Genomic DNA, 14,058 nt, shown 5'->3' on the forward strand with positions numbered 1-14,058 from the left:
TTGTTCAGGCCGACATGGCCGACCCCAGTTCTTCCAGCAGCGCGAACAGCACATCGAAGTCAAACGGCTTTTGCAACCAGACCGCGTCAACCAGTTCATCCTTGCGCGGGCCGTAGCCGCTGGCAAAGATCACTTTCAGGGGTTGGCGTTCACGGGCCAGGGCGGCAAACTCTCGCCCGGACATGCCGGGCAGGCTGATGTCGGTCATCAGCACGTCGAACTTGGCCTGGTCCAGCAGTTCAAGCGCGCTTTCGGCGGACGGAGCACCCACTGCCGTATAGCCCGACAACTCCAGGATTTCGAGCATGGACCGCAGTGAGTCTTCTTCATCCTCGACCACCAGGATGCGCAGGCCCGGTGGCGCGTTGTGGGCCGTGGTGGGCGCTTCTGGTTTGGCCTGGGGCGTGGCCAGGGCTTCCAACCGGTTGGCCCTGACGTGGGCCTTGAGCGTGGCGGCGAACTTGCGGTTCACGAACATGTGGCGGATCTTGCGGGCCAGGTCTTCGCGGCGGTAAGGCTTGCTCAGCAGGGCCACGCCGGGGTCAAGGCGGCCGCCGTGCACGATGGCATCTTCGGTGTAGCCCGAGGTGAAAAGCACCTCGATGTCGGGGTGCAATTCTCTGGCCAGTTCTGCCAACTCGGGGCTGCGCAAGGTGCCGGGCATGACCACGTCGGTGAACAAAAGGTCGATGGGCACACCGCTTTGCAGGATGGCCAGGGCGCTGGTCGCATCTGGCGATTTGAGGACGGTGTATCCCAGCTCTGACAAGAGCGCCACGACGGTCTCCCTCACCTGAGGGTCGTCTTCGACCACCAGGATGGTTTCATCGCCGCCGGTCACGGGGCCACTGAATTCGGGCAGCATGGTTTCCTGAGTCTGGTGTGAGCGTGGAAGGTAGAGTTTGACGGTGGTGCCGCAGCCCACCTCGCTGTCGATCTTGACATGGCCGCCGCTTTGCTTGATGAAGCCGTAAACCATGCTCAGGCCCAGTCCCGTGCCGTGACCTTCGGACTTGGTGGTGAAGAAAGGCTCGAACACGCGCTCCAGGATCTCCGGCGGCATGCCGCTGCCGGTGTCCGACAAGCTGATCATCACGTATTGGCCTGGCGTGACATCAGGGTGGTCATGCGTGTCGGTATCGTCCAGGCTGACGTTGGCTGTTTCGAGTGTCAGTTCGCCTGCACCGTTCATGGCGTCGCGGGCATTGATGGCCAGGTTCAGCAGCACGTTTTCCAGGCCATGCGGATCCACGAAGGTGTTCCACAAGTTCCGCGCAACGCGTGTTTTCAGATCGATGGAATCGCCAATCACGCGTCGCAGCATGTCGTCCAGGTCTTGCACGCGCCGCCCGATGTTGAGCACATCGGGAGCCAGGGGTTGCTTGCGGGCAAAGGCCAGCAGGTGCAGCGCCAGTTTGGCGCCGCGGTCCACCCCGGCGATGGCGGCGTCAACCCGGCGTTGCAGCGATTCATCGTGCCGCGTGGCTTCGCGCAACAACTGAAGGTTGCCGCCAATCACCTGCAGCACATTGTTGAAATCATGAGCGACCCCGCCGGTCAGTTGCCCGATGGCTTCCATTTTTTGTGCCTGACGCAGGGCATCCTGCGTGCGCTGCAGCGCGGTCTCGGCTTCCTTCTCGGCGGTGATGTGCCGGCCATTGCCGTAGACCAGGCCGCTGCTGTCGGGTGAGGCGGTCCATGAGAACCAGCGGTGGCCACCATCCTTGTGCCTGAAGCGGTTCTCGAACTGGACCAGCACGTCGTGGGTGGCGTAGGCCAGGGCGTTCAGTGTGGCGGTCCGGTCGTCCGGGTGGATCAAGCCATTGACGTGTTGGCCCATGATCTCTTCGCGGCTGAAGCCCAGGATGCGTGTCCACGCCGGATTGACGTCACGGAAGAGACCATCACCGCCAACGACGACCAGCAAATCCTGGGAGTTGCGCCAGACGCGGTCGCGCTCTTCGGTGCGCGCCTCAATGCGTTGCTCCAGCGTGGCATTCATGGCCAGCAATGCTTCGCTGGCCAATCGCTGGTCTTCGATGTCGGTGTTGGTGCCGATCCAACGGATGAGGGTGCCATCGCCAGAGCAGATGGGGTGGGCGCGCACCAGGTGCCAGCGGTAGGCGCCGTCGGCACGCCGGATGCGGAATTCAATCTCGTAAATTTGGCCGCTTGACAAGGCTTGTGTCCAGGCCAGGCTGGCGCGTTGCAAGTCATCGGGGTGAACGATCTGCGTCCAGCCTTGGCCAGTCAGTTGCTCGTGGCTCAAGCCGCTGTAGGCCAGTGTTCGTTCGTTGAACCAGTCCAGTTGGCCATTGCGCGGCGATGTCCAGACGTGGTTAGGCATGACCTGGGCAAAGGTGCGGAATTTTTCTTCGCTCTCGCGCAGGATCTGTTCCGCCTGGTGGCGCTCGGTCACGTCCTGGACCACGCCGACCAGGCGCACGCGACGACCTTGTTCATCGCATTGAAATTCGGCAGACCGTGCGATCCAGCGAATCTGGCCGTTGTCTGGCCGACGAATGCGGTATTCCGTTTTCAGCGGCAGTTCGCCGTTGGTGCGGGTGGCCAAACTGGACACCATTTCGACGTCGTCGGAGATGACCAGCTTTTCAAAGGTGTCTGGCGCCACTTGCGCTTGTTCGGGCAGGCCGAAGATGCGGCACATCTCTGGCGTGACCGTCAGCATGTTCTGGAGCAGGTCCAGGGTGAAAATGCCCACGCCGCCGGCCGCTTGCGCACGAGCAAGCTGGTCATTGGAGGCGGCCAGTGCCTGGGCCGCCTCGTGGGCTGCCGTCACGTCAACACCTTCTACAAAAATGCCGGTCACCGCGCCCTGGTTATCGAAGATGGGCTGGTAAACGAAATCAAGGAAGCGGCGTTCACTTGCCATGCCGGGCTGGCTGGACAACAACACCGGAACGGCTCGCCCCGAAAAGGGTTCGCCGCTGCGGTAAACCTGGTCCAGCAAGGCCAGGAAACCTTGGTCTGCCACTTCGGGCAAGGCCTGCAGCACTGTTTTGCCCAGGATATCCTGGCGCGAAACGATCTTCAGGTAAGCCGGATTGGCCAACTCGAAAACGTGCTCGGGGCCGCGCAGCACCGCCACGAAGCTGGGGGATTGCTCGAACAGGGCGCGAAGGCGCTCCAGCTCGGCCACCCGTTCACGTTCCGCAAACACCTGTGCGGTGATCTCGTTGCAGGCGCAAAACACGCCCTGGACATCGCCGTTCTCATCGCGCAGCGGCGTGTAGAAAAACGAGAAGTGGGTTTCTTCAGCCCGGCCATGGCGAAGCATCGTCAGTTCGATGTCCTCCATGGACGTTGGCACCCCAGCGTAGGCCTTCGCCATGATGGGCCCTATCTCGTCGATGATGTCGTACCAGACCTCGGCGAAGGGGCGCCCCAGCGCCGCCGGGTGGTGCCCACCCAGGATGTCGGCGTACAGGTCGTTGTAGAACATGACCTGCTGCGGCCCCCAGGCTGCGAACATGGCCTGGTTGGCTCCCAGCATGACGCCCACGATGGTTTTGAGCGGCTGGGGCCAATCGGCAGGCCGCCCCAGGGGGGTGCTGGCCCAGTCCTGGGCTCGGATCAAGGCGCCCATGGCGCCCCCGCCGTCTAGAAATCGAAGTGACATGGTGAATCAGTTGGCTGGCGTTTTTTCTCGGGCGACTCACCCGTTATTCGGCCCATTGTTCCATGGTCGCTGGCCTTGGCTTGGTGATCATTTGCAAGGGCAGGCCTTGAAATCCATGGAGGCTGCCTTATCTTCGGGGCTTCACTGTTGCCCGCACTAAAAATAGACCATGGACAAAACCACGCTTTCATTCCAGGCCGAGGTCAAGCAATTGCTGCACCTGGTCACTCACTCGCTGTACTCCAACAAGGAAATCTTCCTGCGCGAGTTGATTTCCAACGCGTCCGATGCTTGCGACAAGCTCCGTTTCGAAGCCCTGGACCACAGCGGCCTGTACGAAGACGCGCCGAACCTGGAAGTGCGCGTGCTGGTCGACAAGGCCGCCCGCACCATCACCATCCGCGACAACGGCATCGGCATGAGCTCGCAAGAGGCCATCGACCACCTGGGCACCATCGCCAAGAGCGGCACCAAGGAGTTCATGGGCAAGCTGTCGGGCGACCAGCAGAAGGATTCGCAACTCATTGGCCAGTTCGGCGTGGGTTTTTACAGCGGTTTCATTGTGGCCGACCGCCTCACCGTTGAAACGCGCCGAGCCGGTGCGCCCGCGTCCGAGGGCGTGCGCTGGACCAGCGAAGGCGCTGGCGACTTCGAGGTCGAGGCCATCGACAAGCCCACCCGCGGCACCGACGTCGTCCTGCACCTGCGCGAAGGCGAAGACGAGTTCCTCTCCAGCTGGAAGCTGCGCAGCATCATCAGCAAATACTCCGACCACATCTCCCTGCCCATCCTCATGCAAAAAGAAGAGTGGGACCAGGAGAAGGGCGAGCAAGTCCTCAAGGACGAGTGGGATCCCGTCAACCAGGCCGCCGCCTTGTGGGCTCGCAGCAAGAGCGACATTTCTGAGGAGCAGTACCAGGAGTTCTACAAGCAGATCAGCCATGACAGCCAGGCACCGCTGGCCCACACGCACAACCGCGTCGAAGGCCGCAGCGAATACACCCAACTGCTCTACGTGCCCGCCCACGCCCCGCACGACCTGTGGAACCGCGAGAAGCGCGGTGGCCTCAAGCTTTACGTCAAGCGCGTCTTCATCATGGACGATGCCGAAGCCCTGTTGCCGTCCTACCTGCGCTTCGTCAAGGGCGTGGTCGACAGCGCCGACCTGCCTTTGAATGTCTCGCGCGAAATCCTCCAAGAAAGCCGCGACGTCAAGGTCATCCGTGAAGGCTGTACCAAGCGCGTCTTGTCGATGCTGGAGGAACTGGCCAACCACGAAGACCAGGCCAAGAAAGACCAGTACGCCAGTTTCTGGAAAGAGTTTGGCTCGGTCCTGAAAGAAGGCATTGGCGAGGACTTTGCCAACCGTGAACGCCTGGCCAAGCTCTTCCGTTTTGCGTCCACGCAAGCCGATGAAGGCGTCTCATTGGCCGACTACGTCAGCCGCATGAAAGAAGGCCAGGAGGCCATCTACGTGCTCGCCGCCGAGACCCTGGCCGGCGCCAAGAGCAGCCCGCAACTGGAAATCTTCCGCAAGAAGGGCATCGAGGTGTTGCTGTTGGTGGACCGCGTGGACGAATGGATGCTCTCGCACCTTTTCGAGTTCGAAGGCAAGCCGCTGCAAAGCGTGGCCAAGGGCGCCGTCGACCTGGGCACCCTGCAGGACGAAGAAGAAAAGAAGAAGGCCGAAGAAGCCGCCACCGCCTTCAAGCCCCTGCTGGAGCGCCTGAAAACCGCCTTGAAAGACAAGGCCAAGGACGTGCGCGTGACCACCCGCTTGGTCGATTCACCCGCCTGCCTGGTGGTAGAAGAGGGCGACATCAGCGGCCACCTGGCGCGCCTGCTCAAGCAAGCCGGGCAAAGCGCGCCCGCGGGCTTGCCCGTCCTGGAGGTGAACCCTGAGCACGCCCTGCTCAGGAAGCTGGACACCAGCGAGCAGTTCGACGACCTGGCCCACATCGTGTTCGACCAAGCCATGCTGGCTGAAGGTGGTCACCTGGACGACCCGGCGGCCTACGTGCGCCGAGTCAACACCCTGTTGGCCGCGTGATGACGTGATGGAGGGGGCTTCACTTGCTGGACGCTTGAAGCGGCGCCGGCTCCGAGTGAAGGCTGCTTTCCAGGCGACTGTCGAATGCGAAGAACGAGTCTTGTGCAAAACTGGACTCGGCCCAGCGCGCAGCGCGTTCCGCGCGGCGTTGGCGCAACTTGCGGGCCACCTCATCGCCCGCATCGTGCAGGGAATCGCTGATCGTGTGGTGCGCAGGGCCGGCCTGGCTGTGGCCCAAAGCCCAGGCTGCGATCAAGGCCTGGTGCGGCCATTGCCCGGGGCGGCAGCGCACATAGCGCACGCGGCAGGCCTCCAGCACGGCCTCCTTCATGCGCTGAGACCGCGCTGATGACGCCTTGCTGGGCGAGTCGATGTCGATCACCGACACCACGGACCCATTGGGTGTGCACACCGCGAACGACACGTGCAGGGTGTGCAGCCGGTCGTACCAGTTCCGCGCTTCAAACTCGTCGGCGGCCTGGCAAAAGCGCAGCAGGTTCAATTTGGCCAGCACCACGTGATTGGGCAGGGCGGCGCGCAGCTCCTTGAACAGGAGGCGCTCGTCGGTGGTGAAGAGGGGGCGGGCGTTGAGGTTCCAGCGCCGGGGCCATTCGCGTTTGCTGGCCGGGCGGCGCCGCTGCGAGACGACGCCCAGCAGCAAGCCCGCGAGCGCGGCCAGCACCATGACGCCTATCAGCAACGGATCCAACTGCATACTACCCCTTGAATAAGTGGTGGTAATAGTACTCAGTTTTGCCGATGTTCCAATCCCCAAGAAAGGGGCGCTCGAACGCGGGAGCCGCTTTTCACGAGGCGGAAGACACCAGCATCCGCAGCCAGTCGCTGAAGTGTGCCGTCCAGTATTTGACCCGGTAGATCGCCTCTGCCGCCAGTGATTGCAAGGAGCTTTCCAGGTGGGTGGCCACCGTGTCCTTGGGCAATTTCAGCCAACCCTCGGCATCTTGTCCGAATTGCTCAACGGTAGCGCCTGCCTTGGTGGCAATGCGCAGCATGGGCGCATTTTCAGCCAGGGCATGGATGACCAGGTGGCTGGCCCCCCGGTTGCGCGCATGGGTGATGGCGTGCTGGAACAACCTCAGGCCCAGGCCCTTGCCGCGCCCTTCGGGCAACACCGATACGCCAAACTCCATCGCCGATCCCCGCACATGCCCGCGTGGCATGGCGGCCAGGTGGGCCACGGCCAGAAGCTGCAAGCGTCGACTGAAAATGCCGAACACTTCGTCGCGGCGAAAATCGATGGACGCCACGTACCTGGACAATTGCTCAAGCGGTGCCAGAAACCCGAAGCGCAGGTAACGGTCGTGTTCATTCAACGAAAGCAAGTGGTCGAGGATTCGTCGTCGGTGATGGGGTTTCAGGTCGCGGATGGGCACCCAGTGGTGCACCAGGTCTGCCCGTGGATGTGGGGAAGGTGCGCCACCGGGCGGGTGGGCCAATCCAAACTTGTCCAGCGATGATGAGGATTCAGAATTGTGAGCGGTCATTGTGTGACCCCTTCCTGGCCGTGGCGAAGGCGACCGGTTGTCACCCTCACCCTCGATCGAGGGTTATCACTCATCGTAGAGTGTGGTGTCGGGCTTGGCAAGCCGGGCCATGTGGTCATGAGGCACGCTTTTACCCCACTATTGCGCTATCAGGGTGAATCACAGTAGAATCTTGAGTTCCCGACTTGACTGCCGGGGATGGGTTGCTCTGTTTGTTCAAAACAACCCAGCTTTTTTCTATAGATGTTTTATAGAAGCAGCAGCGTTGTCTGAGAGGCCACCACAATTTCCAAGAAGTGGCACCAATGACGACAGTCAGTCAGTTTCACCACTTAGGAAAATTCATGAATACCTTCAGCGCCAAGCCGGCCGAAGTGACGCACGAGTGGTTTGTGATCGACGCCACCGACAAGGTGTTAGGACGAGTGGCCAGCGAAGTCGCTCTCCGTCTGCGCGGAAAGCACAAAGCCATTTACACGCCACACGTTGACACCGGTGACTTCATCATCATCGTCAACTCGGACAAAATTCGCGTCACTGGCAACAAAGCCACTGACAAGGTGTACTACCGCCACTCGGGTCACCCCGGCGGTATCCACGCCACCACGTTCAAGGACATGCAAGCCAAGCATCCTGGTCGTGCCATTGAAAAGGCAGTCAAGGGCATGCTGCCCAAGGGCCCCCTGGGCTATGCCATGATCAAGAAGCTGAAGGTTTATGCAGGCAGTGCCCATCCGCACGCCGCGCAAAGCCCCAAGCCCCTGGAAATCTAAGGAGCGGCCATGATCGGTAATTGGAACTATGGCACCGGACGTCGCAAGTCGTCCATCGCCCGCGTCTTCATCAAGAAGGGCACCGGCCAGATCATCGTCAACGGTAAGCCTGTCGAAGACTACTTCGGCCGTCAAACCTCGATCATGATCGTCAAGCAACCCCTGTTCCTGACCAACAATGTCGAAGCCTTCGACATCAAGGTCAGCGTCAAGGGTGGCGGCGAGTCTGGTCAAGCCGGCGCTGTGCGCCACGGCGTGACCCGTGCTCTGATCGATTTCGACGCAGCACTCAAGCCTGACTTGAGCCGCGCCGGTTTCGTGACCCGCGATGCTCGCGAAGTCGAACGTAAGAAGGTCGGTCTGCACGGTGCTCGTCGCCGGAAGCAATTCAGCAAGCGCTGATCCGATTGGTCAGAGCCTGCTGCTGTTGGGGCAGGCTTATCTGACAAGAAAACCCGCCCAGGCAGCTGTGGCGGGTTTTTTTTCATTCACCCTAGAATGGCGAGCTTCTCGCTCCAGGCATCAAAGGACACATCATGATCAAGGTCGGCATCGTTGGTGGCACGGGCTACACGGGCGTCGAATTGCTGCGCCTGTTGTCGCAGCACCCCCAGGTCCAGATCCAGGCCATCACTAGCCGCAAAGAAGCGGGCATGCCGGTCTCCGACATGTACCCCAGCCTGCGTGGTCATGTCGACCTGCCTTTCGTGACGCCGGACGAGGCGGATCTGAAATCCTGCGACGTCGTGTTTTTTGCAACACCGCACGGTGTGGCCATGGCCCAGGCGCGTGAGCTGCTGGCCGCGGGCGTCAAGGTGATCGATCTGGCGGCCGATTTCCGCTTGCAAAACCTGGCCGAGTTCGAGCAGTGGTACGGCATGGCGCACAGCTGCCCCGACCTGTTGGCCGAGGCGGTTTATGGCCTGCCTGAAATCAACCGCGAAGCCATCAAGAAGGCCCGCATCATCGGCAACCCCGGCTGCTACCCCACCTCGGTGCAGTTGGGCTATGCGCCGCTGCTCAAGCACAAGCTGATCGACCCCACGCACCTGATCGCCAACTGCGCGTCGGGCGTGTCGGGGGCAGGGCGCAAGGCCGAGGTCCACACCCTGATGGCCGAGGCCAGCGACAACTTCAAGGCCTATGGCGTCAAGGGCCACCGGCATGGTCCCGAGATCAACCAGCAGTTGCGCATCATCGCGGGCGACGACAGCGTGAATTGTCTGTTCGTGCCGCACCTGCTGCCCTTGATCCGCGGCATCCATTCCACCTTGTACGCGCGCCTCAACAGCGCAGGCCAAGCGGCCGATCTGCAAGCCTTGTACGAGACCTTCTACCAAGGCGAGCGTTTTGTGGACGTGTTGCCTGCTGGCAGCGCACCCGAAACCCGCAGCGTGCGTGCCAGCAACACTGTGCGCATCGCGGTGCACCGCCCCCTGCCTGACACCGTCATGGTGCTGGTGGTGGAAGACAACCTCACCAAGGGTGCCTCGGGCCAGGCCGTGCAGTGCATGAACCTGATGTGCGGTCTTGAAGAACACCTGGGCCTGACCCACGTGCCGGTCCTGCCCTGATGCGTTGGCGGCTGATCAGGCGGCGCCTGTCGATCAGCGCGCCGCGCATGTCGGTGCGCAGCCACCTGCCTTGGCCCGTGCGTTGGGTGCTGGCCGCTTTGGTGCTGGGTTTCTCTGGTGCGATCGGGCTTTGGGCGTTTGAGTTCGGGCGCAACATTGCAGGCCTGAATCCGGGCGCCCGGCCTGCGTCCGACGACCTGGTGCAGATTCGCCAGCAACTGGACGACACGCGCCAGGAGCGCGACCGCGCACAGTCCCTGGCCAATGCGGCCGACAGCCTCATCAAGGCCGAGCAAGCCACCCAAACGCGGCTGACCGAGCAGGTCAAAGCCCTGGAAGCTGAAAACCAGGCTTTGAAAGATGACCTTGGCTTTTTCGAGCGCCTGCTGCCCGTGACCAGCGAGGGGTTGTCGGTTCGGGGACTCCAGGCTGACCTGCCCGCGCAGGGGCAATTGCGCTTTCAAGTGATCGTGATGCAACATGGCGGGCGCGTGCAGCCCGAGTTCAAGGGCCGCTACGAATTGCTGCTGTCGGGCACTTTCGATGGCAAGCCCTGGATTCAGCCGGGGCCCGTGGTGAGCCAGCCTTTGCAATTCAAACAATATCGGCGTGTGGATGGCACGGTTCAATACCCTGCCAATGCCGTGGTGAAGCAGGTTCAGGTGCGGGTGCTTGACGACAATGGCAAGGAAGTCGCCACGCAATCCCTGCGAATGTGATCATGAAGGAGCACCCTTGATGTTTGGTTGGAAAAAGACCCCCCTCATCCGAACCCTGGTGGGCGAAGGCACTGTCATCACCGGCGAGTTGCGCTTTGCCGACGGCTTGCGCATCGATGGCGAGGTGATTGGCAACATCACTTGCACTGGCGAGGGGCGCTCCTTGCTGGTCATCAGCGACAAAGCCAAGGTCACCGGCAAGGTCAGGGCAGGTCATGTCATCATCAATGGGATGGTGAACGGCCCCGTGGTCGCTGAAGACTTGCTGGAGCTTCAGCCCAAGGCGCGCATCGTGGGTGATGTACGCTACGAGGCTCTGGAAATGCACCAAGGCGCCACCATTGATGGCGAGTTGCACCCCTTGAAATCTGACGACAAGCCCGCAGCTTTGAAGCTGGCTTCGAACAATGGCTGAGCACCGCTCGCCTCTTTATCTGTACCTGGAGTATTCCCATGACCGCTGTTCTTGAAACCACTGCCCCCGAAGCCCTGGCTGGCGACGTGCCCCCGGCCCCCATCGTCTTCACCGACAGCGCAGCAGGCAAGGTGGCGGAATTGGTCGCTGAAGAAGGCAATCCGGACCTCAAACTGCGCGTGTTCGTGCAGGGCGGCGGCTGCTCAGGCTTCCAATACGGTTTCACGTTTGACGAGATCGTGAACGAAGACGACACCCGCATGGAGAAGAACGGTGTTTCCCTGCTGATCGATGCCATGAGCTTGCAGTACCTGGTGGGTGCCGAGATCGATTACAAGGATGACCTCGAAGGCGCCCAGTTCGTGATTCGCAACCCCAATGCCACGACCACTTGCGGTTGTGGCTCCAGCTTCTCGGCCTGATTCTTCGGGGTCAAGCAGGGTAAAGGGCGCCTAATATTCGGTGGCCCTTGGCGCCAGTCACCTGCGGCACATTGCCCGCCAGGTGGTGAACATGGCGTTGAGCCAGCCAGGCAAAGGCCGCGGCTTCAACCTGCATCACGGGCAAGCCGTGGGCATCTGAAGGCTGCACCAGCACGCCAGGCAGATTGGCTTGCAGGCGTTGCATCAGCGCGCCATTGAGTGCGCCGCCACCACACACCACCAACTGACTGGCCGTGGGCGCATGAGTTTTCATGGCCATGGCGGCGCTGCGGACGGTCAACTCGCAAAGTGTGGCTTGCGCATCCTGGGGCGTTTGCGTGGCCATGCCCGTGGCTTTCAGCCACTGCTGCAGCCAGCTTGGGTTGAAGAGGTCTCGCCCTGTGCTCTTGGGCGGTGGCATGCCGAAGAAGGGGGCTGACAAGGCCACTTCCAGCGCGGCCAAGTTCACCTGCCCTTGAGCACCCCAGGCGCCATCTTCGTCATAGGGGCGGCCAGTGTGCTGCTCGCACCAGGCATCCATCAAGGCATTGCCCGGGCCGCAGTCAAAACCAAGTGGTGGCTCAGGTGCCCGCAAGATGCTGAGGTTGGCCATGCCGCCCACGTTCAGCACAACCACGGTTTCTGTGGGGTGCTCAAACAAGGCTTGGTGAAAGGCCGGCACCAGCGGTGCGCCTTGTCCGCCTGCGGCCACATCTCGGCTGCGAAAATCCGCCACCACGTCAATGCCTGTCAGCTCCGCCAGCAAGGCTGGTGCATTGAGCTGCAGGGTGTAACCCAGTTCTGGCCGATGGCGAACGGTCTGGCCGTGGGCGCCAATGGCGCGGATTTGGGATGGTGCCACCCCTGCGCGATCGCAAACAGCTTTCACCACTTGCGCGCAATTTTTCACCAGGTCTTGCGCGGCCAATGCGGCTTGGTGCAGCTCGTTCGAGTCGGGCGTGTTGAGCGCCAGCAGCGTGTGCTTGAGGGCAGGGTCAAACGGTTGGTGCGCATGGGCCAGGGCGCGCCACGGGGGCGGTGAGCCCAGGGCCATCAGAACGCCGTCGATGCCATCCAGCGAGGTGCCCGACATCAAGCCAATGTAGAGCTCTCCGTGGGCCGGTTTCATCAAGCTTTATTCGAAGCGGGCTGTGGCGTGTGCGCCGGCCAGGCTTTGCTGCTGGGCCGCGTCGAGCCTTTGCGACATGCCCGCGACCATCTGCTTGAATTGCGCCAAGGCTTGGGGCGACAACTGGGTGCTTTCCGAGGCGCGCGCCATCGCGATTGGGTCCACCTGGCGGCCGTTGACCTTGAACTCAAAGTGCAGGTGAGGGCCGGTGGCCCAGCCGGTGGCGCCCACAGCACCGATCAACTGGCCTTGTTCCACGCTTTGCCCCACGCGCACATTGATTCGGCTGAGGTGGGCGTAAACCGTCTTGCGGTCGCCGGAATGTTGGAGCTCGATCACGTTGCCATAGCCATTTTGCCGCCCGGCAAAGCTCACCTTGCCGTCACCGACCGAGCGGACTGCTGTGCCATTGGGCGCGCCATAGTCCACGCCCAAGTGCGCCTTCCAGCGCTGCAGGATGGGGTGGAAGCGCATGGAAAAGCCCGAGGTGACGCGGGAAAAGGCCAGCGGAGAGGCCAGGAAAGAGCGCGTCTTGCTCACGCCGGTGAGGTCGAAGTAGGCGCCTTTGCGGCCAGCCTCCTGGTGCCAGATCGCGTTGTGGACCTTGTCTTTGTTGATGAAGCGTGCGGCCAGGACACGGCCCGCCGAGCCGCCCCAGGTGATGGGCTCGCCATCGGCCGTGTGGGCTTCGTAGAGCACGCTGAAGGCGTCGCCCTTGCGCAGTTCGCGGCGGAAGTCGATGTCGCTGCCAAAGATTTCGGCGACCTGGTTGGTGATCGAATCTGGCACGTTGGCTTCATCGGCTGCTGCATAAAGCGAGGACGAAATGGTGCCGGTGGCCAGCTGCGTGCTTGCTTGCAGCAGCGCTTGCTCGGTGTGGGCGGACAGGGGGGCTTGGTCGTCCGCGCGGTTGACGGTCAAGCGCGTGAAGTGGGAATCCAGCTGTTCGGATTGCTGGGCAGGGCTGCGGGCCACCAACTCCATCAATCGGCCACGCAGGGTGATCACCTTGATCATTTTGCCGGGGCGCCCCAGCAGCAAGGTTTGCCCGACAGGGTCGGTGCGCAGAAACTCGGCGGCCTGCGGGTCATTGACACCCAGGCGATGCAGCAAGGTGTCGATCGTGTCGCTGGCGCGTGAGACATCGCTGCGGTACAGCGACAGGGCCTGCTCATCCAGTTGCACGACTTGCCCAGCCAGATCCGGCAGAGGCAAGACTTCGCTGATTTGCGAAATGCTGGGAGGGGTGTTGAGCTGGGCGGCGGTCAGCGGGGCCACACCGAACGCTGTCATGGTGGAGCCGGCCAGCAGCGCCAAGACAGCCGCGGCAACGCGGCGAGGATGCCGGTGCATGGCATCCTGGGTGGCTTGCAGCCCCCCAAGGGTTGAACTGCGCAAAGACTTCAGCGTGGTGAACAGGTCGTTGTTAGAAGCCAAAACTCGAATTCCCGCTATGTAGGGGGCTGTCCCCTAAAATCCCTGAAAAGCAAGTATAGCTGTCACGCTCTTGTCACCTGCCGTAAGATTTTCACCCATCGGTAAATATGCTGCCCCCTGAAAAACCCCCTGAAGCATCGCCTTCTCATCCCGTGACCGACCGGGTCCGTGAGGCTTTGGCCATCACTCGCCGCGGTTGCGATGAACTCCTGCCCGAGGGCGAGTGGGTGAAAAAGCTGGCTCGCTCGGAGGACACCAAGGTTCCTCTGCGCATCAAGTTGGGCATGGACCCCACCGCGCCAGACATCCACTTGGGCCACACCGTGGTGCTCAACAAGTTGCGTCAACTCCAGGATATCGGCCACACGGTCGTTTTCTTGATAGGCGATTTCAC

General features: G+C 61.8%; 12 protein-coding genes and 1 pseudogene. 8 read left to right on the top strand and 5 right to left on the bottom strand.

Features of this window, described 5'->3' with window-relative positions; genetic code table 11:
• Window positions 1–4 precede the first annotated feature (4 nt).
• A complete protein-coding gene (locus tag Q7V20_RS03590; protein WP_304787261.1) occupies window positions 5–3,640 on the bottom strand; it encodes a PAS domain S-box protein in 3,636 nt (1,211 codons plus the stop codon).
• A gap of 169 nt (window positions 3,641–3,809) precedes the next feature.
• Here Q7V20_RS03590 and htpG point away from each other — a divergent pair, with 169 nt between their 5' ends.
• Window positions 3,810–5,690 carry a molecular chaperone HtpG gene (gene htpG / locus Q7V20_RS03595; protein ID WP_304787262.1) on the top strand — a complete coding sequence of 627 codons (1,881 nt, stop codon included), beginning with the start codon at window positions 3,810–3,812 and terminating at the stop codon, window positions 5,688–5,690.
• Between the two features lie 19 nt (window positions 5,691–5,709).
• Here htpG and Q7V20_RS03600 read toward each other — a convergent pair whose 3' ends face one another.
• Both Q7V20_RS03600 and Q7V20_RS03605 read right to left on the bottom strand, forming a co-directional pair.
• Complete coding sequence (locus Q7V20_RS03600; RefSeq protein WP_304787264.1) at window positions 5,710–6,405, bottom strand: DUF2726 domain-containing protein; 696 nt, start codon at window positions 6,403–6,405, stop codon at window positions 5,710–5,712.
• 91 nt (window positions 6,406–6,496) lie between these two features.
• Window positions 6,497–7,195, bottom strand: coding sequence for a GNAT family N-acetyltransferase (locus Q7V20_RS03605; RefSeq protein WP_304787266.1), 699 nt, complete (start codon window positions 7,193–7,195; stop codon window positions 6,497–6,499).
• Window positions 7,196–7,539: 344 nt separating this feature from the next.
• On the opposite strand from Q7V20_RS03605, the gene rplM reads away from it, so the two are divergent.
• From rplM to erpA, 6 genes are all read left to right on the top strand, one after another.
• The gene (gene rplM, locus Q7V20_RS03610; protein ID WP_230178881.1) at window positions 7,540–7,968 is read left to right on the top strand and encodes a 50S ribosomal protein L13; all 429 of its coding nucleotides are present in this window, start codon (window positions 7,540–7,542) and stop codon (window positions 7,966–7,968) included.
• A 9-nt stretch (window positions 7,969–7,977) separates the two neighbouring features.
• On the top strand, window positions 7,978–8,370 hold the full coding sequence (rpsI, locus tag Q7V20_RS03615; protein ID WP_230178882.1) for a 30S ribosomal protein S9: 393 nt from the start codon (window positions 7,978–7,980) through the stop codon (window positions 8,368–8,370).
• Window positions 8,371–8,504: 134 nt separating this feature from the next.
• Window positions 8,505–9,542, top strand: coding sequence for an N-acetyl-gamma-glutamyl-phosphate reductase (gene argC / locus Q7V20_RS03620; protein ID WP_304787270.1), 1,038 nt, complete (start codon window positions 8,505–8,507; stop codon window positions 9,540–9,542).
• Window positions 9,542–10,261: a DUF6776 family protein gene (locus Q7V20_RS03625; RefSeq protein WP_304787272.1), complete on the top strand. Its 720-nt coding sequence runs from the start codon at window positions 9,542–9,544 to the stop codon at window positions 10,259–10,261. The genes argC and Q7V20_RS03625 overlap by 1 nt, the downstream gene beginning before the upstream one ends.
• A 19-nt stretch (window positions 10,262–10,280) precedes the next feature.
• A complete protein-coding gene (locus tag Q7V20_RS03630; protein ID WP_304787273.1) occupies window positions 10,281–10,676 on the top strand; it encodes a polymer-forming cytoskeletal protein in 396 nt (131 codons plus the stop codon).
• Between the two features lie 38 nt (window positions 10,677–10,714).
• Window positions 10,715–11,098: an iron-sulfur cluster insertion protein ErpA gene (gene erpA, locus Q7V20_RS03635; protein WP_230178885.1), complete on the top strand. Its 384-nt coding sequence runs from the start codon at window positions 10,715–10,717 to the stop codon at window positions 11,096–11,098.
• 10 nt (window positions 11,099–11,108) lie between these two features.
• Here the strand turns inward: erpA and Q7V20_RS03640 are convergent, their stop codons facing one another.
• Window positions 11,109–12,227, bottom strand: a complete 1,119-nt coding sequence (locus Q7V20_RS03640; protein WP_304787274.1) for an anhydro-N-acetylmuramic acid kinase — start codon at window positions 12,225–12,227, stop codon at window positions 11,109–11,111.
• 6 nt (window positions 12,228–12,233) lie between these two features.
• The gene (locus tag Q7V20_RS03645) at window positions 12,234–13,664 is read right to left on the bottom strand and encodes a M23 family metallopeptidase (RefSeq protein WP_304787276.1); all 1,431 of its coding nucleotides are present in this window, start codon (window positions 13,662–13,664) and stop codon (window positions 12,234–12,236) included.
• A gap of 107 nt (window positions 13,665–13,771) precedes the next feature.
• Between Q7V20_RS03645 and Q7V20_RS03650 the strand changes: the two are divergent.
• Window positions 13,772–14,058 (top strand): annotated as a pseudogene (locus tag Q7V20_RS03650) (tyrosine--tRNA ligase); the annotation flags it as partial.

The sequence above is a fragment of the Aquabacterium sp. genome, assembly GCF_030652515.1.
In the GTDB taxonomy this organism is placed as follows: Bacteria; Pseudomonadota; Gammaproteobacteria; order Burkholderiales; family Burkholderiaceae_C; genus Aquabacterium.

Bases quoted from the DNA above. Each gene is read 5' to 3' on its own strand.
- Q7V20_RS03590 (WP_304787261.1), bottom strand. From the start codon at position 3,640: ATGTCACTTCGATTTCTAGACGGCGGGGGCGCCATGGGCGCCTTGATC.
- htpG (WP_304787262.1), top strand. From the start codon at position 3,810: ATGGACAAAACCACGCTTTCATTCCAGGCCGAGGTCAAGCAATTGCTG.
- Q7V20_RS03600 (WP_304787264.1), bottom strand. From the start codon at position 6,405: ATGCAGTTGGATCCGTTGCTGATAGGCGTCATGGTGCTGGCCGCGCTC.
- Q7V20_RS03605 (WP_304787266.1), bottom strand. From the start codon at position 7,195: ATGACCGCTCACAATTCTGAATCCTCATCATCGCTGGACAAGTTTGGA.
- rplM (WP_230178881.1), top strand. From the start codon at position 7,540: ATGAATACCTTCAGCGCCAAGCCGGCCGAAGTGACGCACGAGTGGTTT.
- rpsI (WP_230178882.1), top strand. From the start codon at position 7,978: ATGATCGGTAATTGGAACTATGGCACCGGACGTCGCAAGTCGTCCATC.
- argC (WP_304787270.1), top strand. From the start codon at position 8,505: ATGATCAAGGTCGGCATCGTTGGTGGCACGGGCTACACGGGCGTCGAA.
- Q7V20_RS03625 (WP_304787272.1), top strand. From the start codon at position 9,542: ATGCGTTGGCGGCTGATCAGGCGGCGCCTGTCGATCAGCGCGCCGCGC.
- Q7V20_RS03630 (WP_304787273.1), top strand. From the start codon at position 10,281: ATGTTTGGTTGGAAAAAGACCCCCCTCATCCGAACCCTGGTGGGCGAA.
- erpA (WP_230178885.1), top strand. From the start codon at position 10,715: ATGACCGCTGTTCTTGAAACCACTGCCCCCGAAGCCCTGGCTGGCGAC.
- Q7V20_RS03640 (WP_304787274.1), bottom strand. From the start codon at position 12,227: ATGAAACCGGCCCACGGAGAGCTCTACATTGGCTTGATGTCGGGCACC.